This is a genomic window from Streptomyces sp. NPDC104761, from assembly GCF_055583445.1.
Genome location: NZ_JBVJNZ010000011.1, coordinates 256,498 through 279,038 on the forward strand (window position 1 = coordinate 256,498; position 22,541 = coordinate 279,038).

Genomic DNA, 22,541 nt, shown 5'->3' on the forward strand with positions numbered 1-22,541 from the left:
GCGGGGCGAGGAGCACGGGGGGTTCATGGAGACGTCAGGGACTGACGTGGAGATCGACTTCGACGTGGTGGACCTCAGCGGTTCCGCGACCCTGGATCTGGAGGAGCTGCCCAGCAACGCTCTGGGCCGGTCCATACGACGGGTTCGGCGGGACACTCTGGAACATCGCGTGGTTGACGTGTCCATGTTCCAGTCGGCGCTCTGATGGGTGCGTAGGCAGCGGGGGACCGCGTGGCAGGAGGTGGCACGTGCGTGATGCGAACCCCTTCGTCGAGTGGGTGGTCAAGGTTGCCCAGCCGTGCAATCTGGCATGCGACTACTGCTACGTGTACGAGATGGCCGATCGCAGCTGGCGGCACAAACCGACGGTCATGTCCCCCCGGACCGCGGATCAGCTGGCCCGTCGCATCGCCGAGCACGCCAGGCGTCACGCCCTGCCCCGGGTCCGGGTGACCCTGCACGGGGGCGAGCCCCTGCTCGCCGGCCTGCCGCGAATCGAACACCTGCTGGAAGTACTGGAGTTGGAGCTCCACGGCACGGCTGAGTGTGATATTTCCGTGCAGAGCAATGCGACACTCCTCAATCCCCTGTGGATGGACCTGTTCCGCCGACACGGGGTGTCGGTGGGCGTCAGTCTTGATGGCAGTCGCGAGGCCAACGACCGCCACAGGCGTGCCAGGAACGGGCGCGGCAGCCACGCCGCCGTCCAGAGGGGATTGGAACTGTTGAGGAGACCCGAGAACAAGGCGCTGTTCGCGGGTCTGCTCTGCACGGTGGACCTCGACAACGCGCCGCTCGACGTCTTCGAGTCCCTGCTCGCGTACGAGCCGCCTGCCGTCAACTTCCTGCTGCCGCACGCCACCTGGGAACACCCGCCGCCCGGCCACGACCCGGATCGCACACCGTATGCGAACTGGCTCCTGACGGTGTTCGAAAGGTGGTACACGGCACCGCGTCAGGAGACCGGCGTCCGCCTGTTCGAGGACCTCGTGGACCTCGCGCTCGGCGGTGAGGTGCGCTCGGAGAGCACGGGACTGGCCGACACGGACTTCCTGGTGGTCGAGAGCGACGGGACGATCGAGTTGTCCGACTCGCTGAAGGTCACACAGGAGGGCGGCGCGGCCACCGGTCTCGACATCTTCACCCACGACTTCGACACCGCCGCGCGGCACCCGGCCGTGGCCGACGCCCGCCGCGGTGGCCTGGCGGCGCTCGCCGACGTGTGCCGCGGCTGTGAGGTCGTGCGCCTGTGCGGCGGCGGACTGCGTGCCCACCGCTTCCGCCCGGACACCGGCTTCGCCAACGCCAGCGTGTACTGCGCCGACCTGCGCGTGCTCACCACCCGGATCCGGGACCGTGTCGTGGCCGACGCCGACGCCCTGCTCGGGAGCGTGTCGTGACGGCCCCGGCGACCCTGCGCATGACCGTCGGGGACTTCGCGGGCGTGGCGGCCTGCAGGCCGTCCCCGGCCGCCCTGCGGGTCCTGCGGGACGGCCAGGTCTCCCGGCGCCTGCTGATGCTGATGAGCGTCGCCGACACGGCCCGGAGCAGCAGGCCGGAGTTCTGGGAGTCCTGGGGAGCGGTGGCCTGGGAGCTGTGCCTGCGGGCCCGCGGCGCGGACGTCCGGGCTTTCGAGGAGGTACTGCTCCATCCCCATGTCGGTGTCTGGCTGGGCCGTTGCCTGCGGGACCTGGACGACCCGCGTGCCGCCGTCCGCGCGAGCGCCGAGTGCGCCCGGCTGACCGGTCTGGCGGCCGCCGCCGCGTTACGGGCCGGGCTCCGCCCGCACCTCGCCCTTCCGGCACCGGACTCGCTGGTCTGGCTGCCCACGCTGGGCAGCGTCCGGCTGACCGAGGGCGCGCGGGAGGCCCGCCTGCGCGGAGACGTCCTGGACCTGGCCGGACGATCCGTGGCCCTGGTGGAGCGGGACGAACCCGCCCCCGGCGACCCGGCCCTGTGCGCACCGCGCCCCCTGACCGCCACGCCTCCGGGAGACGCGCCGCCGTTGTCGGTGGTCCTGGAGGACACGGATCCCTACCGGCACGCGCACCGCCATCCGGTGCTGCCCCGCCAGACGGCTGGGGAACTGCACGCCTGGCAGGTGTCGGTCGCCTCGGCGTGGGAGGTGGTGACGCGTCTCGTCCCGGAACGGGCGGCGGCCTGTGCCGCCCTGTGGACGGCGCTCGTGCCGCTGCGGCCGCCGTGGACCGGGCGGGGGGTGAGTTCCTCGGCGCGGGAGGCCTACGGGGCGATCGCGGCCTCCTACACCGCCGATCCGGTACGGCTGGCCGAGACGGTGGTGCACGAGAGCGCGCACATCGCTTTCGGGGCCCTCGCCGATCTGGTCGATCTCGCGGATCCCGAGGACCGCACACTGCAGCAGGTCGGCTGGCGGGAGGACGCCCGCCCCGTCGGGTCCGTGCTCACCGGAACCCACGCCCACCTGGCGCTCCTGGAGTTCTGGAGCCGTCGCCACCGGGAACTGAGCGGCATGCAGGCCCGTGCCGCGCGGGCACGTCTGCACCACTACGGGCGGCAGGTCGCGGACGCCCTGGGGCTTCTGCAGGTCCACCCCGCACTCACGCCCGTCGGTGCCCGCTTCGTTGCGAACATGGCGGACGAGGCGGCGCGCTGCGGCTTCCCGGTGCGTCCGCCACCCTCCCTGTGCCGCAGTGGTCCCCCACCCGTTCGGGTGGCGTCGCGGCAGGCGCCGGACCTGACGCGAAGGCGCGGACCTTCCTCCCCTGTACAGGGCGTGGCGGGCCCGGGCCGCGGCACGGCCGGGTGCGGTGGGAAGACGTCCGACGAAACGACACCGGGGGCGGGCTGATATATGAGGACGCGGTGGCACGGCGGAAACGCGACGGTGCGGCGGGCAGCCGTGGCCGCGCAGCGAGCGGCGAGAACGCGTGGCCCGGGTGCATCACCAGATTTTCACCATGTCCGCAACAAACATCGACGTGGTGCCGGTGGTGACGAGTCGCGCGGAGTGTCCCCCGCAACCACTCGGCCGATCCGCCGGTCCGGCCCGTTCCGGGACCGCGTCGTGCCTATGGAGCCATCATCGTGAGCCACTTCTACTTGAGTCACGTTCGCACCGTCGACGAGGAGTGGGTCGCGTCGTTCTTTCACGACCTCTGCCGGGTCGTGGCCCAGCGCACGGGGCGCTCCCCGGAAGTCGTGGGGGTCCGTGGGAAGCCGCACTCGTCGGACGTGTCGGTGGAGCTGCTGGGCCGCTCCACCGTCCTGGTCGTGCTGCACTCGCCCCGCTACTTCAGCCAGTCGTACTGCCGGGCCGAGCTGTCCTACTTCCAGCGGCGCCTCAACATGCAGCGGTCCAGGACCGGGCGCAGCGCGGACGCGGTCGTCCCCGTCATGTGGGAGCCCGACCCCGCGCACGCACTGGAGGCCGTCCTCCCGTACCCGCCCCTCGGCGCGCGGTCCCAGGCCTACCGGCGTGACGGGCTGCTGCACCTGCTGCGGCTGAAGGCGCGCTACCGGTCCGACTACGAGGAGGTGCTGAAGGCCACCGCCGAGCGCATCGTCGAAGCCGCGGAACAGCTTCCCGAGGTGCACGGATTCGATGCGGCCGGCAGCCATTCCCCTCTCGGCGCGCCGGTGCCCGCCGGCGGCCAGGCGGTGAGTTTCGTCGTGGCGTCCACGGCCGAGGACGACCTGCCCGAGGAGCGGCGCTCCAGCCAGTACTACGGGAAGACGGCCCTGGACTGGTCGCCCTACGCTCCGGGGGAGCACGAGGCACTCGTCTCGCTGGTGAAGAACACCGCCACCGCCCTGGACTTCACCGCGACCGTGCTGCCGCTGGACCAGGAGACCGTCGACCGGATCAGCGGGGAAGGGGATCCCGAGCAGCTCGTCGTGCTCCTCGTGGACGCCTGGGCGGCCATGCGCCGGGAGAAACGCCGGCTGCTGGCGGCCGTGGACGACCGCAGCCCCGATGCGACGACGGCGCTCGAACCCAGGTCCCGCGACGACACCGAGTCGCTCGAACAGACCGTCACCCTCGACGAACTCCTGGACCGCACGCTCCCCCTGATGCGCGGGCAGCACAGCGAGTACGACCGCTGGGGGCTGCCGGACGCGGAGAGCTTCACCTCCTCGCTGCGCAAGGTCCTCATCCGCCTCCAGAACGAGGCGCTCAAGTCCGCGGAGTCCGTTCGGTCACCGGCAACGCCGGCCGAAGGTCTCCGCACGTTTCCCCTGCTCGGAAGGTATTCCTCATGACGTTCGACTCGGGTGACGCCGGCACCCGCGAGTCCGGCACGATCGTCACGTTCTACTCGTTCAAGGGCGGCACCGGCCGCACCATGGCCCTGGCCAACGTGGCCTGGATCCTGGCCAGCAACGGAAAACGCGTGCTGGCCATGGACTGGGACCTGGAGGCGCCGGGTCTGCACCGCTACTTCGCCCCCTTCCTGGGCGATCCGGAGCTCGACTCCACTCCCGGCCTCATCGACCTGATCCGGGGGTTCGACCTGGCCAGGCCGAGGCCGGTCGACGGCGACTACAGCCAGTACGCGAGGGTGGAGCGCTTCGCCTCGACCCTGTCACGGAGCTTCGACAGCGGCGGTTACGTCGACTTCGTCTCCCCGGGGCGGAAGACCCCCGAGTACTCCGAGACGATCAACACGTACGACTGGAAGGGCTTCTACGACCGCCGTGGCGGCGCGGCATTCCTCCACGCCCTGCGCGAGGACATGCGGCGCAACTACGACTACACCCTGATCGACAGCCGGACGGGCTGGAGCGACACGTCCGGCATAACCACGATGGTCATGCCGGACGTGCTGGTCGACTGCTTCACGCTGAACACCCAGTCGGTGGACGGCAGCGCCAGCGTGGCCGCGGACGTACGGCGCACGGTCCCGCACGTCAAGATCCTCCCCGTGCCCATGCGGGTGGAGGACGCCGAGCAGGAGAAGCTCGTGATCAGCCGGGGCCATGCCCGCCAGCGCTTCCAGGAGTTCCTGAAGGACACGCCACGGGCGGCGGACCCCGACGGCTACTGGGGCGCGGTGGAGATCCCCTACAAGCCGTTCTTCGCCTACGAGGAGGTGCTGGCCACCGTCGCGGACACACCTCGTCAGCCCGCCTCCCTGCTGGGCGCCTACGAACGCCTCACCTCGGTGATCACGGACGGTCGGGTGACGGCCCTGCGGCCGGTCGAGGAGCCGGTGCGCAGGCAGCTGCTCGCCCGCTTCCAGCGGGTACCGGTACCCGGCGGCCGCCTCGTGCCCCGGGTGCGGGTCGACTACGCGCTGCGCGACGGCGCCTGGGCGGAGTGGATCGCGGCCCAGCTGCAGGCCGCCGGGATCTCCGTGGCGCTGCGCGGAAGCAGCCCGTCCGTGCCGCTGTCCAGCGCTCCGCCGGAGGGAGCCGACGTGGTCGTCGCGCTGCTCTCACCGGACTTCGCGACCACACCGGTCGCAGACGAGGTACGCGTCCTGGCGGCGGCCCCCGAAGGGCCCAGGATCATAGGGCTGCGCACCCGGGAGCACACGCCGGAGCCGGCGCTGCGCGGGTTGCCGGGATTCACACTGGTGGACCAGTCCGCCACACAGGTGCTCAGCAGGTTCTTCGGCCTGCTCGAACTCGAGACGCGGATCCCCGCCGTCAGCGGGGACCTCCCCTATCCCGGCCTGACCCCCCGGATCTTCAACGTACCGCGCCGCAACAACGCCTTCACCGGCCGCGACGTACAGCTGGACCGGCTGCGGTCCGAACTGAACGCCGAGTCGCTGCGTGCGGACACACCGGTGGGCAGGGTTTTCCTCTATGGACTCGGCGGGATCGGAAAGACCCAGATCGCGCAGGAATACGTCCACAGGTACGGTTCCCAGTACGACCTCGTGCACTGGGTTCCGGCCGAACAGCCCAACCGGATCCCTCAGCTTCTCGCGGAACTCGGGCTGGAGCTGGGAATTCCCGGCGACACGGTCGACGAACGCGCGCAGGCAACCGTGACGGCGCTTAAGAATGGCGATCACGGTCGTTGGTTGCTGGTTTTCGACAACATCACCGAAAGCCAGGACACGAACGGAGAGACCCGGGACGAGGGAGACACGACAGTGGAGCGGTACCTTCCAGCCGAGGGGCCGGGACATGTCATCCTCACTGCCCGGCGTTCGCCCCACGAGGAGAACCAGATCGCGGTGGAGGTCGACGCCTTCAACAGGTCCGAGAGCATCGCCCTGCTGCGCCGCAGGGTGGACGGACTCTCCGCGCGGGACGCCGACCGGATCGCCGAGACGCTCGGCGACTTCCCGATGGCCATGGAACTCGCGGCGGCCTGGCTGCGGCAGACGGCCATGCCCCTGGACACCTACCTCGAACAGGTCAACAGCCGGGTCAGCACGGTGCTGAGCGGCAACGCCGGCACCGGTGGCAGCGGTGACAGCCAGCAGGGGTCCCTCCTGGCGGTCTGGCGGCTGACCGTCGACCGGCTCGGCAACGAGCGGCCCGCGGCGGTCCGGCTCCTCGAACTCTGCTCCTTCCTGTCTCCCGAGCCCATCGCGCACTCCCTCCTCTACAGCGACGCCATGCGCAACCGGCTCGCCGAGGAGACCGGCGACGAATCCGTGCTCGACCCCATGGTGATGGGGTACCTGATCCGCGACCTCGGGCGGTACGCGCTGGCCACGGTGGACCAGCAGAGCGGCTCCATCCAGGTCCACCGACTGGTCCAGGCCGCGGTGCGCGAATGGCTGGGCGAGGACCCCGAGCGCGAGGAACGGACACGGCGCCAGGCACAACTCGTGCTGGCGGGAGCGCTGCCCTCGGCCTCCCTCCAGGAGGACAGTGCCACGGTCCGGCAGCGCTTCGCGGAGCTGCTGCCCCACCTGGAGCCCTCCGAAGCGCTGTCCAACACCGACGCGCGGGTGTGCGAGTGGGTCATCCGCCAGGTCCGCAACCAGTGGCGCATCGGCGACCACCGGGCCGCCGCCGCGCTGGGGCAGAAGGCACTCAACGCCTGGACGGAGTCCCTCGGCGCGGACCACCACCTCCGGCTGCGGCTCGCGGCCCAGGTGGCCAACCCACTGCGCTCCCTGGGCCGTTACCAGGAGGCCCACGACGTGGATGCCGACACCCTGCGGCGTCAGCGCGAGCAGCTCGGCCCCGACGACGGCTACAGCCTGGTCACCGCCCGCAACTACGCCGCCGACCTGCGCGGCCTGGGCCGTTACCAGGAGGCGTACGACGAGGACCGGCGGACCTACGAGCTCTACCTCAGCAGTCCGCACTTCGGTCCCGACAACGAGGAGACCCTCCGGGCGGCGAACAACCTCGGTGTCTCCCTCAACCTCGCGGGCCGCCCCGGCGAAGCCCTGGACCGTGCGACCGAGACCTACCAGAAATCCCGGCAGACACTCGGGCTTCAGCGGCCACTCACCTGGGCCTTCGCGGGAAGCGTCGCGCTGGACCGCCGGGAGACGGGCGACTACCAGGGCTCCCTCGACCTGCTCATCGAGATCCGTAAACGGTTCGTCGGCATCCAGAAGGACGAGAAGTCCAACGACGTGCTGGGCACGGACGCGTCCCTCGCGGTGACCCAGCGCCGTCTCGGCAACTACGCGGAGGCGGAGGCCCTGACGCGTTCCACCCTGAACGTGTACCGGCAGCGCTACGGCGAGGCGCACCCCGACACCATGTCGTGCACGGCCAATCTCGCCTGTGACCTGCTCGCCCTGTCACTGCTGGATCCGGTCCGCGGATCGGAGGCGGTGGAGCTCGGGAAACAGAACTTCGAGCGCTACCGCGAGCGCCTGGGCCACGACCACCCGTTCACCCTGTCGGCCGCGACCAACCTGGTCGCCATCCTCAGGAACCGCGGGGAGACCGAGCGCGCGATGGACCTCGCCGACGAGACGCTCCCGCTGCTCGTCGAGCGGCTGGGCCCGGCCCACCCGGCCACCGTCGCCTGCCGCGCCAACCGGGCCGGCGTGCTGTCGGCACTGGGCCGGTACGACGAGGCGCTGGCCCAGGACGAGGAAGTCCACGAGGCCTATCGCGAGCTCTACCGCGATCATCACCCGCGGGTGCTCTGCGCGGAGTACAACGTCGCCCTGGACCGCAGCCTGGCGGGCGACGACGACACCTTCCCCGGTGTCCGCGAGGCCGCGCTGGCTGCCGAACGCGAGTTCGGGCCGGGGCATCCCCTGGTCCGGTTGATGAACGGCCGGAAGCGGATCGACTTCGACCTGGAGATGCCGCCGATCTGAGCCGGCCGTGCGCGTGGCCGCCCCGGATCCGTGCGGGGCGGCCAACGGCACACCGCGTCAGTTGCGCAGAGTCGTCCCGTATCTGCGCACGAACCGGCGCACCGTGCGGTTCATCTCCTCCTCCCGCCAGGCGGGCAGGCCCTCCAGCCGGGTGAGCGCCCCGGTGGTGCCGAGCAGTTCCCCGTCGACCACGAACAGGAACAGCAGCCCCACCGGGTACGCCGTGTCGAGCGCCCTGACCAGGTCGGCGTCCGGGGGATGCGGGACGATCACGACGACCGGGCCGAAGTCGTGCTCGTGCTCGCGCAGCGTCTCCTCGTCGTGGATGTCGAACTCCTCCAGCAGTTCCTCTGCGATGTGCTGCACCAGATCGCCCAGGACGCCGCTGCCCGCGGTGAGGGCGACGACGAAGTGGTCCCAGGGCAGCGGCTGTTCGCTGGCCCGGTGGATGTAGCGGCGGGCCGTGTCCGTGGAGAGCGCGGGCAGCACCGCGGCCCTGGGGGACCCGGTGTCGAGCACTCCGCGCATCCGGTCCGCCTCGGCCGCGGGCACCCGGGCATGGGTCACGCTCAGCTGGATGAGCTCCCGCGAGGCGTCCGGCCCGGACAGGGGCAGCAGCTCGGTGAGGGCGAGGCGCAGCGGGTCGGTCTCGGGCTCGCTCGGCCGTTCGGCCAGGAGACCCGAGGCGAGCCGGTGGCGCATCAGGGGGGACAGCGTCTCGACCGGAACCCCCAGCGTCGCGCCGGCCCGGCCCAGGCTCTGCGCATCCACCTCCCGCAGGTGGTGGACCACCCGGTGGTGCACCTTCGCTCCGATCAGATCGGCCCGCATCAGATCGAGTTGCGGCCTGATGTCGCGCCGTACGGATTCGATGTCGTCCTTTCCCTGCCACTGCACGGTCTGCCGTCTGTTCGGGCTGAGCGACCCGAGACCGCTCTTCTCCAGTGCCTCCAGGGTCACTTCCGGGAGCATCAGCAGGATCACCGGGAAACCGTCGTGCCGGTTGCGCAGTTCCGCCATGGCCAGCTCGTTCTGCACGTGCTCGGACTTCAGGGCATGGCCGGACACGATCAGGAGCATGCCGTGGGCACGCCCCATGCCGTCGGAGATGGCCTCCATCCAGTCCTGTCCCGGCACCAGGGACTCCCGGTCCACGATGATCGGCTCGCAGCCCTCCTGGTACAGCAGTTCCTCCATGGCGCGGCGGGCCGGCCAGCAGGTGCAGGTGCAGCCCGGCGGCTCGCTGCGGCTGAGGAACACATGGGGACCGGGCATGGGACTCCTCGTACGGGACCGTGACGTGTCAGGGAGCGGAGGGGGCGAAGGGGGCCGTGGCCTCGTCCGGCGGCGGGTGGGCGGCGGTGCGGATCCGGAACCAGCGGGTGCGGCCCGCGTCGAGTGCGACGGTGACCAGGCCGTCGGGATCCGGCCGCAGCACGGGCGGCGGCGTGTCGGGCGGGTGGTCCGGGAGATCGTGGGCGATCTGGACCAGCTCGGTCCCGGCGGCCGCCTCCGGCAGCGGGACCCGAACGGTGACCGGCACGTCCGCCGTGCTGGTCAGGCAGAGGACGGCCTGTCCCGCGTGGTCCCGGCGAACGGCGGTCACCCGCGCGGAACCGGTGGGCGGTCGCTCCACTCCGCCGTGACGCAGGGCCAGTTGTGCGGCGCGCGCCGCGAGCAGCGGGGCCGGCGTCGCGGCCGCCGCCGGGCCTGCCGGTGCCAGGACCGAGGCGGGGACCTCCCGGCAGCCCGGCAGGGCCAGGAGCAGGCAGGCCTGCGGATGGGGGAGCCCCTCCGGGAGGGACCAGTCGCCGTCGGGCGCGCTCAGCGGGGTGACGGGCGACGGGGGCGCGTTCAGGGTGAGGTGGCCGGGGCCGAGCGCGAGCTGGGGAGCGCCCGTCGTGACGACCGCCGCCTGCGGATAGGCGTCCAGCAGGTGGCGCAGGCGGACGAGCAGGGACGCCGGCCACCGGCCCGGGTCGCCGAGCCGGAGACCGTCGACCGCTGCCTCCAGCAGGTCGTGGGCCCGGCCCAGCAGTTCGCCGTGCGGGGAGTCCTCGCCCGGGGGCGCCAGTTCCACCAGCACGCGCAGCCCCTGGTCGCGGGCCCCCGCCAGCAGGGTGGCGAACTCCGCCGACTCCGGTGGCAGGGAGGCGGGCAGACAGACGTGCCCGACGCCCCGGCGCCGGATGCCGGTCGGCAGCCCGGTCACGCCGTCCGGCAGCACCAGCCCGACGCTGTCCCGCAGCCAGCCGGCCCGGGCCCCCTCGGGCGGTGCGGGTACGGGCCCCCCGGTGAGCAGATGCGTGCGGCCGTCCTCCGCGCGGATCTCCACCTCGCCGCCGTGCCCCGACACCAGCAGCAGCCCGCCCGTCGCCGGATGGACCTCCCGTACCCGGAAGGGCATCGGCACCGCCGTCACCGGCCCGCCCCCGGGCCAGGGAAGCCGCAGCAACCGGTCCCCGCCGTCCGCGGCCACGACCAGTCCCGCGTCGACGGCCGGCGCGAGCGAGGACGCCGGCGCCGGCAACGTGCCCAGCGGGACGGCCGCACCGGCCGCCGCCTCCACCCCGTACACCCGCCCGTCCGCACAGCCCCAGACCACCGCTTTCGACCACGGGTCCCCGCACAGAGCCGTGACCCCGCCCCCCGGAGCCTGCTGCCGCCGTCCGGGACCGGTGGCCGGGCCCGCGGCCAGGTCGTGGACCGTCACCCCGCCGTGCGCGTCGGCCACGGCCACCAGGCCGGCCCGGACCGAGGCCCACAGGCGCACCACCGGCGCGGGATGCGACAGCGTGCCCAGCGTCCGGCCGGGGTCCCCGTCGTCGACGAGGAGGACGTCGTTGCCGCTGGCCAGGCACAGCACGCCGCGTTCCCGGGTCCGGGACCAGCCCACGGCCGTCGGCTGCTCGGACAGCGGATGCAGGACGGCGTCGGCCGTGCCGTCCACGGCCGACGTCACCACGTGCAGTCCCTTGGCGCTCACCACCGCCGTGGCCGCGGGCCCCGCGTCGGCGACCGCGAGCAGTCGCGGCTGCTCGGGCAGGTCCACCGAGAGCACGGACTCGCCGTCGTCGACGCGCAGTGCGGTCCGGCCGTCCGCGGTCGTCGCGGCCGCGGCCCGGTGGCCCGCCCGTGCGCACAGCAGCGTGCCGCCCAGCTCCGCCTGGGCGGCCAGGAGCGTGCCGTCCGTGCGGACCTCGGCGGCGACGCTGACGTCCAGGGCGGTGTACTCGCCGTCGTACAGGTCCAGTTCGTGCCACCGGGTGCCGGGCAGCGCGCCGCGCAGCCGCAGTTGTACGCGGCCCGCCCCGCTCGCCCCGCAGACCAGGGCGTCCGGCTCCGGGGGCCGGCTCAGGACCAGGCCCTGCGCCGAGGCCCGGACGCCGATGTCCACCTCGGTGTGGACCAGTGCCCGTACCGTCCGCACCTCGTCGTCGGTGGCCCGGGCCAGCAGGGAACGCGGTGGCTCCATGCCCAGCCGTTCCGCCGCCATCACCTGGAGCCGCCAGGCCGGCAGGGACTCCCGCACGGCTTCCGGCAGCCGGGGCAGGAAGCGCAGGATCCAGCGACTGGCCTCCGCCGCCGCGACGCCCTCGGCGAGCACCTGCCGGAAGAGCGGGGTCAGGGTCCGTCCGACCTCGGCCTCGGCGGGCGGCGGACCGACCGTCGCCGACCACAGCAGTTCCTCGAAGCCGCGGACCAGGGGCGGTGCGCAGCGGTGGGCGGCGAGGGTGAAGTCGCGGACCGAGCCGAGCAGGTCCAGGTCATGGTCGTACAGCTCCCGCCGCAGCTCCGCGCTGACCTCCGGGTACAGCACCAGGGCGCGGCTGTCGGCGGCCTCCACCAGAGGGGAGAAGTACAGCCTGGCCTCCAGGCCGGCGCTGCTGTCGGGCGCGAAGCGGAGCCGGGCGCTTCTGAGGAAGTACGGCTCCGCCTGCGCGGCCAGGCACAGCGACCGGGCCAGCCGTACCACGGCGGGCCGGTGCCGGCGCTCCTCCGCTATCAGCTGGAAGGCGGTGCGCTCGGGCGCCGCCGTCATCGCCGCCTCGCCCGGCGCGGGTCCTGGCGGGCCGCGGTCTGCGCGAGCCGTACGGACACCCGGCGGTCCAGCGGAACCAGCGCGACCGTCCGCCGCACGGCCGCCGGGTACTCCTCGGCGGGATAGGGCGTCAGGCAGACGACGGGGTTGCCCGCCTCCCGCAGCCGGCGCAGATACGGCAGCCAGCTCGCCGGCGGGGAGTGGTGGCGGCCCGGTGCCGGCGGACGCAGGTGCCCGAGGTCGGAGAGCAGGAGCACCGGCTGCCCGTACGGCGGCACCGGGTGGGGTTCCCAGGTCCGTCCCCGGTCGCGGCTGACGCCCTGGGCGATGCGCAGGTCCAGCACGCGCAGGCCGCCCGGCGGCAGGATGCTGCCCGCGAGCCGGGTGATCCACTCCTGGTCGTGCCGGAACGGCCGCATCGACTCGCCGCGGTCGATCAGCAGCAGCGCGCCGGCCCGGGTGGTGGTCCGCTGCCGGTAGGGCACCCGGGGCCGGCCCGGCCGGCCACCGGCGAGGCTGCGCACCACCAGGTCGACCAGCCGGGGGTGGTCGACCGCGCGTCCGGTGGTGCGGGTGCCGGCCATCGCGAGGAAGACGGCCCGCTGGGTCCGCGGGTCCCAGGGCGGGGCGGGCCGTGGCAGAGCCGTCGGCCAGGACACGTCGAACGCTTCGGGGTGGCCGAGGAGCCGGCCCGCCCCGTCGCCCGGCGTCTCGGGCAGACCGGCCTCGCGCCACTCCGGCCACTCCGGCCGTTCCTCCTCCCGGCCCGGCGCCGGGCGCGCGGCACCGACCAGCAGCAGCGAACCGCCGATGGCCGACCGGGTGTCCGGGCCGGGGACCTGCTCGGGCGGGACCGGGGCCCGGCGGTACGGCCCCGGTCCGGTGGCGTCCCCCGCACCGGGGCCGGGCGGGGTGCCCGAGCCGCGGGTGCGGCCCTGGCCTGCGGTGCCGGTCCCCGGGCGGTTCGCGCCGCCCGCCGGCCCCTCGCCCCACAACGGCCGCACCGGGCCCGCGGTGCGGCGGGCGGGGCCGTCGGCGGTCAGCGCCAGGCCGAGGGCCGCGGCCAGCGTGGCCAGGCCGTCGGTGTCGGACACCCCCAGGGCGCGGGCCGCCCGCAGCAGTTCGCCCAGGCGGGCCGGGCTTCGGCTCATGTGTAGGAGAGGGGGTCGGAGGAGCCCTTCGTCATGGCGAGGTCCGCGACCGCCCGCCACTCCGGCGATGCGACCGTCAGGCCCATCTGGTGGCAGGCCCGCAGGGTGTCCAGGAACTCGGCGGTGCTCGCCGCCGGCCGGGACGCCACCGACTCGTGCTCGAACATGTCGGCCAACTCCCCTGTGAGTGCCTCGTCGTAGTCGTCCCCCATGTGCAACCGCGCGACCCTCAGGAGGTGTTCGCGGTCCGGCGCATCCAGCCGCAGCAGGATGCAGCGGCGCAGGAAGGCGGCGGACAGCTCCCGTTCCTCGTTGCTTGTGATCACCACCAGGGGGGCGCCCGTGCCCTCGGCCGCGGTCACGGTGTGGCGGTCGGGGCCGACGAAACGGAGGTTGTTGAGCGGATCGAGAAGCGCGTCCGGGACATCGGGGTCGGCCTTGTCGATCTCGTCGATGAGGACCACCGCGGGCCGGTCGCGGAACGCGGGCAGGCCCTCCTCGTCCACAGCCGGATCGAGCGCCTTCCACAGCGGGCCGGGCCGGAAGTAGGCCCGCGAGCCGGGGGCCTGGAGCAGGCCCTGCGTGGCGTCGTTGAGCTGGCGGAACGCCTCCTCGCGCCAGAGCAGGTCGTGCGGTTCGGTGCGGGCGGTGACGACCTCGGCGTAGTACCGGAAGCGCATCAGCCGTGCCACGTTCGGCGCGAGTGCCGACTTGCCCGAGCCGGGCGGGCCGAGCACGAGCAGCGGACGTCCGGACGCCAGTGCCACGTTGACGGCGAGGACGGTCCGGTGGTCGAAGAGGTAGACCTGTTCGTCGAGGCGGCCCGTGCCGCGCGCGGGCGCAGGGCCGGCCGGCGCGGGCCGGCAGGTCTCCTCGGCCGGGTCGAAAAGCTTGATCAAGCCCACTGCCCCCCCATTGTCGTCCCGTGGCTCCGGCGCACCGCACCCGTTGCACTCTTCCCCTCGGGGCGTACGGCCACTACTCCGTCGACGAATATGGCCGACGGCGCGGTTCTCCCGGAGGTGCCGGAACCGCCGGAGAATCCGCGGAACCCGCAGCGCCCCCGGCCGGTCCGCGGGTCCGGGAGACCCTCAGGTGCGGAGCCGGCGCCGTATCCGGACCTCGGGCAGCGCCGTCGATTCCGGCACCCCGGTGCCCGGCCGGCCCGCAGCGTCGGTCGCTCCGGCCACCCCGGCCGCTCCGGCGGGCCTGACCCCTGGCCCGCCGGTCACCAGGTTCACCCGGCTCAGCCAGGGCGCCCGGCGCAGACCGGCCGGCACCGGCAGGTCCGGCCACGGGTCGACGTCCAGGAACATGACCGCCGAGGACTCCAATGCCGTCAGGTCCCGCAGGTTCGGGCAGCGCAGCACCCGCAGCGACCGCAGTGAGCGGCAGCCGCCCAGCTCGGGCAGGGCGGTGAGCGACGGGTCGTCCGCGAGGACCAGCGAGCGCAGTCCGGGCAGCCGCGGCAGCAGTGCGGCCAGCTCGTCCACAGGGCCGGTGCAGCGCAGTTCGGTCACGACGGTGTCCGTCCGGAGCAGGGCGCGCAGCTCCGCCGCCGACCGGGCCTCCGCCCGCCGCACGGCGGGCCGGGGCGGCGGACTGCCGGCCGACAGCCGGCGCGGCGGACCGTCCGCCGGCGCGAGGACCGTGCGCGGGGTGCCGGTGCCCGCCTCGGCGGTCCGCAACTGGCCGAGCAGTTCGCGCAGTTCGGCGGACGGGTGCCGGACGAGCAGCTCGTCGGCGGCCGCGCCGGGCGTGTGCGCCAGGTGCTGGGCCGCCAGGAAGGTCCTGACCTCGGGGCCGGGAAAGGCCACGGTGTCGGGTCCGGGCCGGAACACCACGCCTGCCCGGTCCGCGAGCGCGGCCAGCAGCCGTTCGGGCGAGGCGGCCTCCGAGGCACCGGGGTCGCGCAGCGCGCCGAGCGCGGTGCGCAGCGGGATGCGGGAGCTGTCCAGGCCGAGGGCGGCGACGGCCAGCAGGCCGGAGGCGGATCTCAGGACGCTGTCGGGTACCTGGTCGGCGGCCGGGCCGGGCACCGGCACGGGAGGTGCGGACGGCCCGGCCGGCTCCTCCCGCACCCGCCGCCACACCGCCGAGACGCCCGCGCGCAGCAGTCGGTGCCGGGGGACCGGACCCGGCCGGTCCGGACCGCCCGCTGCCCGCAGCAGTGCCGCGGCGGCGGCCGGGCGGCCGGCCACCGCGAGGAGCAGCGGATCGGTGTCGAACCGGCGCAGCAGCCCGGTGAGGGCCCGCCGGTCCCCGGCGGACGTCGCCACGAGCGAGCCGAGCAGGGTCCGGACCCCGTCCGGGGACAGGGGGCCGAGGCCGGTGACCCGGAACGTGTCCCCGAGCCGGGCCCAGGGCACTCCGGTGCCGTTCGTGGCGATGACGCAGGGCGCCTGCGGGTGGGCCCGCAGCACCTGCAGGAGCCACTCCCACACGGCGGCGCGGTTGGCCACGGGCACCGCGTCCAGGTCGTCGACGGCCAGGAAGGCCTGTCCGGAGCGCAGCTGGCGGGCGGCCCAGCCGGCCGGCTCCTGCGGCGCCGCGAGCGGGGCGAGGGTGGGCACCAGCCCGTCCAGGCGCGGCAGCGCCCCCGACCGTGCCGACAGCACGAACGGTATCCGGCAGCCCCACGGCGGGCCGCCCGCGCCGGCCCGCCCCGGCACCGTGTCGTCCAGCGCCCTCGCGGCCAGCCGCGCGAGTTCGGTGCTGTGACCGGTCCCGGGCGGCCCGACGAGGAGGATCCGCCGTCCCAGCTCCGGCAGTGAATCGGCGGACAGGACGTCCTCCCCGGGCGGCGGAGCCGTCCCGCCCGGAGCCGCGCCGCGGAGGGCCAGGGGGCCGCGGCCGGTCAGGGTGCGGGGGACCGTCGTCGCGGGCAGGGCCGGGGCCACCTCCTTGCGGAACTGCTCGGTGAAGGCCGCGTCCTCCGCCGACAGCGCGTCAGGTGCCTCCCCGGCGAACCGGTCGTCCAGCTCGGGTGCGGGGGCCGCGGCTTCGGTCATCGCCGTCATGCGGGCCACGATCGCGTCGAGCACCCGGTCCAGGGCCGCGCGGTACCGCGGGGCCTGCATGGTCAGCAGCGCCAGCCCCAGCGAGCGGTACTCGGGCAGCCGGTCCGCAAAGAGCGCGTCGGCCGTCGCGACCGGGCCAGGCAGCCGCCGGTCGACCGGCTCCCACACCAGGGACAGGGCCGTCTGCGGGGTGACCCCGGTACGGGCCTGTCCCAGGCGCCGGCGCAGCGCCAGGATCGCCCAGTCGTGCTGGGCGGGACCCTCGTTGAAGTACGCGGGACTGCACAGGGCCAGCACGATGTCCGCCGTCCCGACGCCGTACGACCCCGCCCGGCCGTCCGGCGGGCCGGGCGGCGGGACCAGGCGGTGGAAACGCGGGCCGCCGGCGTTTTCCAGACGCCGCCTCAGCTCCTCCAGGAATCTCGCGACCCAGGCCTCGTCCCTGCCGTGCGCATAGCTGACGGCATAGCGGTACACGGGCACCATCTCATCCCCCGCTGTGTGGCTTGCGTACCTGCCTGGTCCTCAGTTTCGCACGAGACCAGGCGACCGGCCGTGGCACAATTCTGGCCATCAACTCCATTTTTTCCAGGCTTTGTTGACAGAAGTCAGGGTGATCGCCGTCGACAGCCCCCTCGGTCGCGACGAACTCGTGGCCCAGTTGCGTGCGTCGGGAGTCCGGCCCGGGGACACACTGCTCGTGCACGCGTCGCTGAGTGCCGTCGGGCCGGTGCGGGGCCGGGCGCGGACCGTCGCCGACTCCCTGCTGGAGACGCTGGGTCCGGACGGCACCCTCGTCGTCTACACCCAGACTCCCGACAACTCCGATCCCTCCCGCTGGCCCGTCACGCGCGGGTACGCCGTGCCCGCGGACCAGTGGCCCCGGCTGCGCGCGACCCTGCCCGCCTTCGACCGCGAGCGGACCCCGAGCTTCGGGGTCGGTGTGCTGCCGGAGGAGGTGCGCGCCCGCCCCGGGGCGCTGCGCAGCGACCACCCGCAGAGTTCGTTCGCCGCGCTGGGCCCGGCCGCCGCGCGGATCACCGCCGGGCACGCCCTGGACTGTCACCTGGGCGAGGACTCCCCTCTCGCCCGCCTCGAGGAACTGGGCGCCCGCATCCTGCTGCTGGGCGTGGGCTACTCCGTGTGCACCGCCTTCCACCTGGCGGAGTACCGCGTGCCGGGCCGGGGCACCCGCCTGTACGGCTGTGCGGTGGCCGACGGCCCGGAAGGGCGGCGCTGGCACCGCTACCGGGACGTGGACTTCGACGCGTCGGACTTCCCGGCGCTGGGCCGCTCCTACGCCTCGCTGCCGGAACGTCCGGTGGCCCGGGGCCGGGTGGGGGCCGCCGACTGCCTGTTGTTCGATCTCGCGCCGGCGGTGGCGTACGCGGAGAGGTGGCTGACCGAACACCGGCCGGGCGGCGGTCTCAGCAGGATTCCGCCGGGTCGTTCCTGTTGAGCTTCTCCAGGTAGGTGTGGGCCAGTGCGGTGGCGCGGGTGAACCAGTCGGTGAGGATGGCGAGTTCGTCGGGGGTGTAGTCGGCGAACAGTTCGGTGAGGCGGGCGTAGTGGCCGGCGTAGACCGCCTCGACACGGGTGACGGCTTCCGGGACCGCGGCGACGCGGACCCGGCGGCGGTCGTCGGGGTCGGGGCGGCGGGTGACGTAGCCCGCGCGTTCCAGGCGGTTGAGGATGCCCGTCACCGCGCCGGTCGTCACGTGGGCGCGGGCGGCCAGGTCGCCCGCGGTCAGCAGGGCGTCGCCCGCCTCCAGGACGAAGGCGAAGCAGGTGAGGTCCGTGACGCTCACCCCGAGCCGCCGGGCCAGTTCCTGCTGGCCGATCACATGGGCCGCGATGAGGTGGTCCATGGCGGACAGCGCCCCGGCCGGGTCCGCGGGCGGTCGCGGCTTGCCATGCATGGTGGTTCCCGTTTCCCTGCGGATCCGAAGATTCCCTTAGCGCGTGAGAGGTATGAGGAGTAAATTTCTCACTCCGTGAGGGATTCTAGTCGCCCTCACGCCGGACCGGGTGTTTCCGCTGCCTGAAGGGGAGACGGGTACGTGAGTCAGCACGACGAAGGCCACACGGTGGCGGGGTGGACCGGTACCGCGATCGCGACCGCCGGGAGCGGCCTGCTGGGGCTGGGTGTGTGTACGGTCTCGGCCGCCGCCCTGGTCGCGGGGCTCGCGGTGTGTGCCGTGAGCGTCCTGGTCACCTGGTATCTGCATCTCGCGGGGTGGGGCAAGCCGCCGGGCCCGCGGCTCCGGGCGCAGTGGCCGCTGCGGGTACGGGACACCGGCGCCCGCGACGGCCACCCCGGCTGCGTCTCGTGCCGGCTGGCGGGCCGAGGGCGGCGTACCGCGTCCGCACTCCAGCCGGTGTCCGCCGTCGGCGAGGCCGAGCCGGCGACCGCGGAGGCCGGCGGCTGACCGGGCGGCGCCGGGGAGCACGGCCCGGCTGCCCCCGGGCCGTTGTCAGTGCCGCCCTCTACCCTCGCGAGTGATGGCACAGGTGTGGAAATGCTCGGGGCTGCGGTGGTCGGAGGACGGCCCCGTGCTGCGGTGGAGCGGTGGGCGGCGCAGTCCTCTCGGCTGGGGGAAGCGGGTGGCCTTCGGGGTCGTCGACGGGGGTGTGCGGGAGTGCGTGGGGGCGCGCGGGCACGCCTGTCCGACCCGGACACCCGTCTCGGGGCGGACCACCGGAGCCCGGTGCGAGGAGTGCGCGCGGCTGGACCGGGCGCACTCCGTGGCCGCCGACACGGTCCCCGACGACCCCCGGCCGTACCACGTGTACCTGGCGTGGTTCGGGCCCGGCATGGTCAAGGTGGGGATCACGGCGGTCGAGCGGGGCCCGGCCCGGCTGCTGGAGCAGGGGGCCGTGTGCTTCAGCTGGCTGGGCGCCGGGCCGCTGATGGCCGCCCGGCGGGCCGAGGAGCTGCTGCGGGCCGCGCTCCGGGTGCCGGACCGGATCCCGTACGGCGACAAGCGCGTCGTGCGCGCCCAGCTGCCGGCGGACCGGGCCGAGCGGGCGGCCGAGGTCGAGGGACTGCACGCGCTTGCCGTCGCGCTCGGCGGCTGGCCCGAGTCGCTCGTCCCGGAGCCGTGCCAAGTCGTCGACCACATGGCGGTGTTCGGGCTGGACGGGGTGGCCGCCGCCGTCGGTGAGGTGGCCGAGCTGGTGCCGGGCGGTGTGGTGAGCGGCGAGCTGGTCGCGGCGGCCGGGCCGGATCTGCATCTGGCCACCCGGCGCGGTGTCGTCGTCCTCGACACGCGCCTGCTGCCCGGGTGGGAGCTGACCGCTGCCGGCAGTGGGGAGGAGGGCCGACTCCAGGTCCCGGTAAGGGAGTTCGAGGTCCCGCAGGACGGCCTCTTCTGACCGTCGGCAGCCCCGCGGCGGGTTCCTCGCCGCGCGGGATCCGGGCCGGCTCGGTAGGCTCTCATCAGCGGCTCATCGGCGGTTCATGAACGGTCCGGGGCGTGGCCCGGACGGACATGATCCGCACAGCCCGGCGCGAGCGAGGTCACGAGTTCATGCACGTGTGAGGGGATTCCCAGGTGTTCCCTGAGAGGCGCCTGTGCGTTTCTTAGGGAAATCACAGATTAGTGAAAGCGTGTTCTCAGAGGACCCCGACAAGGTGTCCACCATGACCACGACCTCGCCCCAGGGGCGCACCGAACTGCTGAGGCCGGACGGGAGCCCCGTCCGAGTGCTTGTGGTGGACGACGAGCTGTCGATCACCGAACTCCTTTCCATGGCCCTGCGGTACGAGGGCTGGCAGATCAGGAGTGCGGGCGACGGCCAGGGCGCCATCCAGACCGCCCGGGAGTTCCGCCCCGACGCCGTCGTACTCGACATGATGCTGCCCGACATGGACGGCCTCACCGTGCTGGGGCGCCTTCGGCGCGAACTGCCGGACGTGCCGGTGCTGTTCCTGACCGCGAAGGACGCGGTCGAGGACCGGATAGCGGGTCTCACCGCCGGCGGCGACGACTACGTCACCAAGCCGTTCAGCCTCGAAGAGGTCGTGGCCCGGCTGCGCGGGCTGATCCGCCGCTCCGGCGCGGCCGACCGGCGGTCCGACTCCGTGCTCGTCGTCGGCGACCTCACCCTGGACGAGGACAGCCACGAGGTCTCGCGGGCAGGGGAGTCGATCCACCTCACCGCCACCGAGTTCGAGCTGCTGCGCTTCCTGATGCGCAACCCGCGGCGGGTGCTCAGCAAGGCCCAGATCCTGGACCGCGTGTGGTCGTACGACTTCGGCGGCCAGGCCAACGTGGTCGAGCTCTACATCTCCTACCTGCGACGGAAGATCGACGCCGGCCGGGAGCCGATGATCCACACCCGGCGTGGCGCCGGGTACCTGATCAAGCCAGCCGCCTCATGAGCGGGCGACGACGGCCGCGTACGCAGAAACGACGAGCGGGAAAACCGCGCACCCTGCGGACCCGGCTCGTCGTCGCGTCCGTGACGCTGATCGCCGTCGTGTGCGCGGTGATCGGTACCGTGACGACCCTCGCGCTGAGGTCGCACCTGTACCAGCAGCTCGACAACAAGGTGGACGAGACGGCCATACGCGCTGTGGGCCGGCCGCAGAACAGCCCGGGCGGCGACCAGGGCCCGGCCGGCGCCGTTCCGAGGAACCCGAACGCCTCGTCCTCTTCGTCGTCCTCGTCCTCTGCCAAGAATCCCGATCCCGTCCAGAACCTCACGGCGGCCGGCAAGGTCGACAAGCTCCTCACCAGCGGTCCGACGCAGCCGAGGACCGTCGCCGCCTACGTGCAGAACGGCTCGATCACCAGCGCGTCCTACAGTCAGCAGCAGAACGACAGCACCACCGGCGTGTTCAAGCAGATGACCGCCGTGGCGCTCGACGCGGCGCAGAAGCAGGCCCTCGCCGCCGTGGCGCAGGACCAGAAGACGCACACCGTGACCCTTCCCGGGCTCGGCGACTACCTCGTCAAGTGGGCCGAGGATCCCGACAACTCGCGCGAGGGGTACTACGTCGCCCTGCCGACCACGGACGTCGACAACACGGTCAACACCCTGATCATCGTCGAGCTCAGCGTCACCGCCGCCGGCCTGGTCGCCGCCGGTATCGCCGGCTACGTCCTGGTCGGCATCGCCACCCGCCCCCTGCGCCGGGTCGCCGCCACCGCCACCCGGGTCTCCGAACTCCCGCTGCACACCGGCGAGGTGAACCTCAGCGAGCGGGTCCCGGACACCGAGTGCGACCCGCACACCGAGGTCGGCCAGGTCGGCTCCGCGCTCAACCGGATGCTCAACCACGTGCACGGCGCCCTGCACGCCCGCCAGCAGAGCGAGATGCGGGTACGGCAGTTCGTCGCCGACGCGAGTCACGAGCTGCGCACCCCCCTCGCCTCCATCCGCGGCTACGCCGAGCTGACCCGGCGCGGGCGAGAGCAGGTCGGGCCCGACACCCGGCACGCCCTCGGCCGGATCGAGTCCGAGGCCGGGCGGATGACCCTGCTCGTGGAGGACCTGCTGCTGCTCGCCCGGCTGGACGCGGGCCGTCCGCTGCAGTTCGAGCACACCGACCTCATCCCGCTCGTCGTCGACACGATCAGCGACACGCGTGCCGCCGGCATGGACCACAACTGGCGCCTGGACCTGCCCGACGAGCCGGCGCTGGTCGCCGCCGACGCGGCCCGTATCCAGCAGGTGCTGATCAACCTGCTCGGCAACGCGCGCAAGCACACCCCGCCGGGGACCACCGTCACCGCCCGCATCCAGCGGCGCGGGCCGTGGCTGTGCGTGGACGTCGAGGACAACGGGCAGGGCATCCCGCCGGACCTGCTGCCGCACGTCTTCGAGCGGTTCGCGCGCGGCGACTCCGCGCGGTCCCGGTCCACGGGGTCCACCGGCCTCGGGCTGGCCATCGTGCAGGCCGTCGCGACCGCGCACGGCGGCGCCGTCACCGTGGACAGCGTGCCCGGCCGTACGGTGTTCACCCTCTATCTGCCCGCGCTTGCCCCGGCGGGCCCGCAGCCGTCCCCCGAAACGAACTGGCAATCGCACTCACAGGCACAGCACAGTGCCACCACATGGGTGCAACAGGGCGCTTGACCAGAGT

16 protein-coding genes are annotated in these 22,541 nt (G+C 73.4%); 10 read left to right on the forward strand and 6 right to left on the reverse strand.

Translation table 11 applies throughout. The features are described from left to right. The first annotated feature begins 25 nt into the window (after nt 1–25). The 5 genes from fxsA to fxsT all read left to right on the forward strand — a co-directional run bounded on the left by fxsA (nt 26) and on the right by fxsT (nt 8,237). The gene (gene fxsA, locus ACZ63F_RS28570; RefSeq protein WP_388719429.1) at nt 26–205 is read left to right on the forward strand and encodes an FxSxx-COOH cyclophane-containing RiPP peptide; all 180 of its coding nucleotides are present in this window, start codon (nt 26–28) and stop codon (nt 203–205) included. Between the two features lie 43 nt (nt 206–248). Further along, entirely contained in the window at nt 249–1,400 is a 1,152-nt protein-coding gene (locus tag ACZ63F_RS28575; RefSeq protein WP_469714997.1) for an FxsB family cyclophane-forming radical SAM/SPASM peptide maturase, read from the forward strand. Next, nucleotides 1,397–2,830: an aKG-HExxH-type peptide beta-hydroxylase gene (locus ACZ63F_RS28580; protein ID WP_469714999.1), complete on the forward strand. Its 1,434-nt coding sequence runs from the start codon at nt 1,397–1,399 to the stop codon at nt 2,828–2,830. The genes ACZ63F_RS28575 and ACZ63F_RS28580 overlap by 4 nt, the downstream gene beginning before the upstream one ends. A gap of 236 nt (nt 2,831–3,066) precedes the next feature. Continuing rightward, nucleotides 3,067–4,242, forward strand: coding sequence for an FxsC protein (gene fsxC, locus ACZ63F_RS28585; RefSeq protein ID WP_469715003.1), 1,176 nt, complete (start codon nt 3,067–3,069; stop codon nt 4,240–4,242). Then, nucleotides 4,239–8,237 carry an FxSxx-COOH system tetratricopeptide repeat protein gene (fxsT, locus tag ACZ63F_RS28590; RefSeq protein WP_469715007.1) on the forward strand — a complete coding sequence of 1,333 codons (3,999 nt, stop codon included), beginning with the start codon at nt 4,239–4,241 and terminating at the stop codon, nt 8,235–8,237. Before fsxC ends, fxsT begins: the two co-directional genes overlap by 4 nt. A gap of 57 nt (nt 8,238–8,294) precedes the next feature. On the opposite strand, the gene ACZ63F_RS28595 is transcribed toward fxsT, so the two are convergent. From ACZ63F_RS28595 to ACZ63F_RS28615, 5 genes are all read right to left on the reverse strand, one after another. Further along, nucleotides 8,295–9,512 (reverse strand): toll/interleukin-1 receptor domain-containing protein, encoded by a 1,218-nt coding sequence (locus ACZ63F_RS28595; RefSeq protein ID WP_469715009.1) that lies wholly within the window; start codon nt 9,510–9,512, stop codon nt 8,295–8,297. Nucleotides 9,513–9,540: 28 nt separating this feature from the next. Next, nucleotides 9,541–12,279 carry a WD40 repeat domain-containing protein gene (locus ACZ63F_RS28600; RefSeq protein WP_469715012.1) on the reverse strand — a complete coding sequence of 913 codons (2,739 nt, stop codon included), beginning with the start codon at nt 12,277–12,279 and terminating at the stop codon, nt 9,541–9,543. Then, the gene (locus tag ACZ63F_RS28605; RefSeq protein ID WP_469715014.1) at nt 12,276–13,430 is read right to left on the reverse strand and encodes a hypothetical protein; all 1,155 of its coding nucleotides are present in this window, start codon (nt 13,428–13,430) and stop codon (nt 12,276–12,278) included. The genes ACZ63F_RS28600 and ACZ63F_RS28605 overlap by 4 nt, the downstream gene beginning before the upstream one ends. After that, nucleotides 13,427–14,335 (reverse strand): AAA family ATPase, encoded by a 909-nt coding sequence (locus tag ACZ63F_RS28610; protein WP_469715017.1) that lies wholly within the window; start codon nt 14,333–14,335, stop codon nt 13,427–13,429. Before ACZ63F_RS28610 ends, ACZ63F_RS28605 begins: the two co-directional genes overlap by 4 nt. Before the next feature lie 186 nt (nt 14,336–14,521). Then, the gene (locus tag ACZ63F_RS28615) at nt 14,522–16,936 is read right to left on the reverse strand and encodes a large ATP-binding protein (RefSeq protein WP_469715021.1); all 2,415 of its coding nucleotides are present in this window, start codon (nt 16,934–16,936) and stop codon (nt 14,522–14,524) included. 112 nt (nt 16,937–17,048) lie between these two features. Here ACZ63F_RS28615 and ACZ63F_RS28620 point away from each other — a divergent pair, with 112 nt between their 5' ends. Beyond that, nucleotides 17,049–17,909, forward strand: a complete 861-nt coding sequence (locus tag ACZ63F_RS28620) for an AAC(3) family N-acetyltransferase (protein WP_469715025.1) — start codon at nt 17,049–17,051, stop codon at nt 17,907–17,909. Here the strand turns inward: ACZ63F_RS28620 and ACZ63F_RS28625 are convergent. Further along, nucleotides 17,878–18,369, reverse strand: coding sequence for a MarR family winged helix-turn-helix transcriptional regulator (locus ACZ63F_RS28625; protein ID WP_469715028.1), 492 nt, complete (start codon nt 18,367–18,369; stop codon nt 17,878–17,880). The two genes, ACZ63F_RS28620 and ACZ63F_RS28625, sit on opposite strands and share 32 nt — an antisense overlap. Before the next feature lie 141 nt (nt 18,370–18,510). On the opposite strand from ACZ63F_RS28625, the gene ACZ63F_RS28630 reads away from it, so the two are divergent. The 4 genes from ACZ63F_RS28630 (at nt 18,511) to ACZ63F_RS28645 (ending at nt 22,534) form a co-directional block, all read left to right on the forward strand. Next, nucleotides 18,511–18,879, forward strand: coding sequence for an HGxxPAAW family protein (locus tag ACZ63F_RS28630; RefSeq protein WP_469715030.1), 369 nt, complete (start codon nt 18,511–18,513; stop codon nt 18,877–18,879). 73 nt (nt 18,880–18,952) lie between these two features. After that, nucleotides 18,953–19,825 (forward strand): DUF2797 domain-containing protein, encoded by an 873-nt coding sequence (locus tag ACZ63F_RS28635; RefSeq protein WP_469715033.1) that lies wholly within the window; start codon nt 18,953–18,955, stop codon nt 19,823–19,825. A gap of 268 nt (nt 19,826–20,093) precedes the next feature. Next, the gene (locus ACZ63F_RS28640) at nt 20,094–20,834 is read left to right on the forward strand and encodes a response regulator transcription factor (protein WP_150134013.1); all 741 of its coding nucleotides are present in this window, start codon (nt 20,094–20,096) and stop codon (nt 20,832–20,834) included. Then, nucleotides 20,831–22,534 carry an ATP-binding protein gene (locus ACZ63F_RS28645; protein ID WP_469715037.1) on the forward strand — a complete coding sequence of 568 codons (1,704 nt, stop codon included), beginning with the start codon at nt 20,831–20,833 and terminating at the stop codon, nt 22,532–22,534. Before ACZ63F_RS28640 ends, ACZ63F_RS28645 begins: the two co-directional genes overlap by 4 nt. Nucleotides 22,535–22,541: the final 7 nt, after the last annotated feature.

What these genes read in the sequence shown, in the direction of transcription:
- fxsA (WP_388719429.1), top strand. Translation starts at nt 26, where the DNA reads ATGGAGACGTCAGGGACTGACGTGGAGATCGACTTCGACGTGGTGGAC.
- fxsT (WP_469715007.1), top strand. Translation starts at nt 4,239, where the DNA reads ATGACGTTCGACTCGGGTGACGCCGGCACCCGCGAGTCCGGCACGATC.
- ACZ63F_RS28595 (WP_469715009.1), bottom strand. Translation starts at nt 9,512, where the DNA reads ATGCCCGGTCCCCATGTGTTCCTCAGCCGCAGCGAGCCGCCGGGCTGC.
- ACZ63F_RS28600 (WP_469715012.1), bottom strand. Translation starts at nt 12,279, where the DNA reads ATGACGGCGGCGCCCGAGCGCACCGCCTTCCAGCTGATAGCGGAGGAG.
- ACZ63F_RS28605 (WP_469715014.1), bottom strand. Translation starts at nt 13,430, where the DNA reads ATGAGCCGAAGCCCGGCCCGCCTGGGCGAACTGCTGCGGGCGGCCCGC.
- ACZ63F_RS28615 (WP_469715021.1), bottom strand. Translation starts at nt 16,936, where the DNA reads ATGGTGCCCGTGTACCGCTATGCCGTCAGCTATGCGCACGGCAGGGAC.
- ACZ63F_RS28625 (WP_469715028.1), bottom strand. Translation starts at nt 18,369, where the DNA reads ATGCATGGCAAGCCGCGACCGCCCGCGGACCCGGCCGGGGCGCTGTCC.
- ACZ63F_RS28635 (WP_469715033.1), top strand. Translation starts at nt 18,953, where the DNA reads ATGGCACAGGTGTGGAAATGCTCGGGGCTGCGGTGGTCGGAGGACGGC.
- ACZ63F_RS28640 (WP_150134013.1), top strand. Translation starts at nt 20,094, where the DNA reads ATGACCACGACCTCGCCCCAGGGGCGCACCGAACTGCTGAGGCCGGAC.
- ACZ63F_RS28645 (WP_469715037.1), top strand. Translation starts at nt 20,831, where the DNA reads ATGAGCGGGCGACGACGGCCGCGTACGCAGAAACGACGAGCGGGAAAA.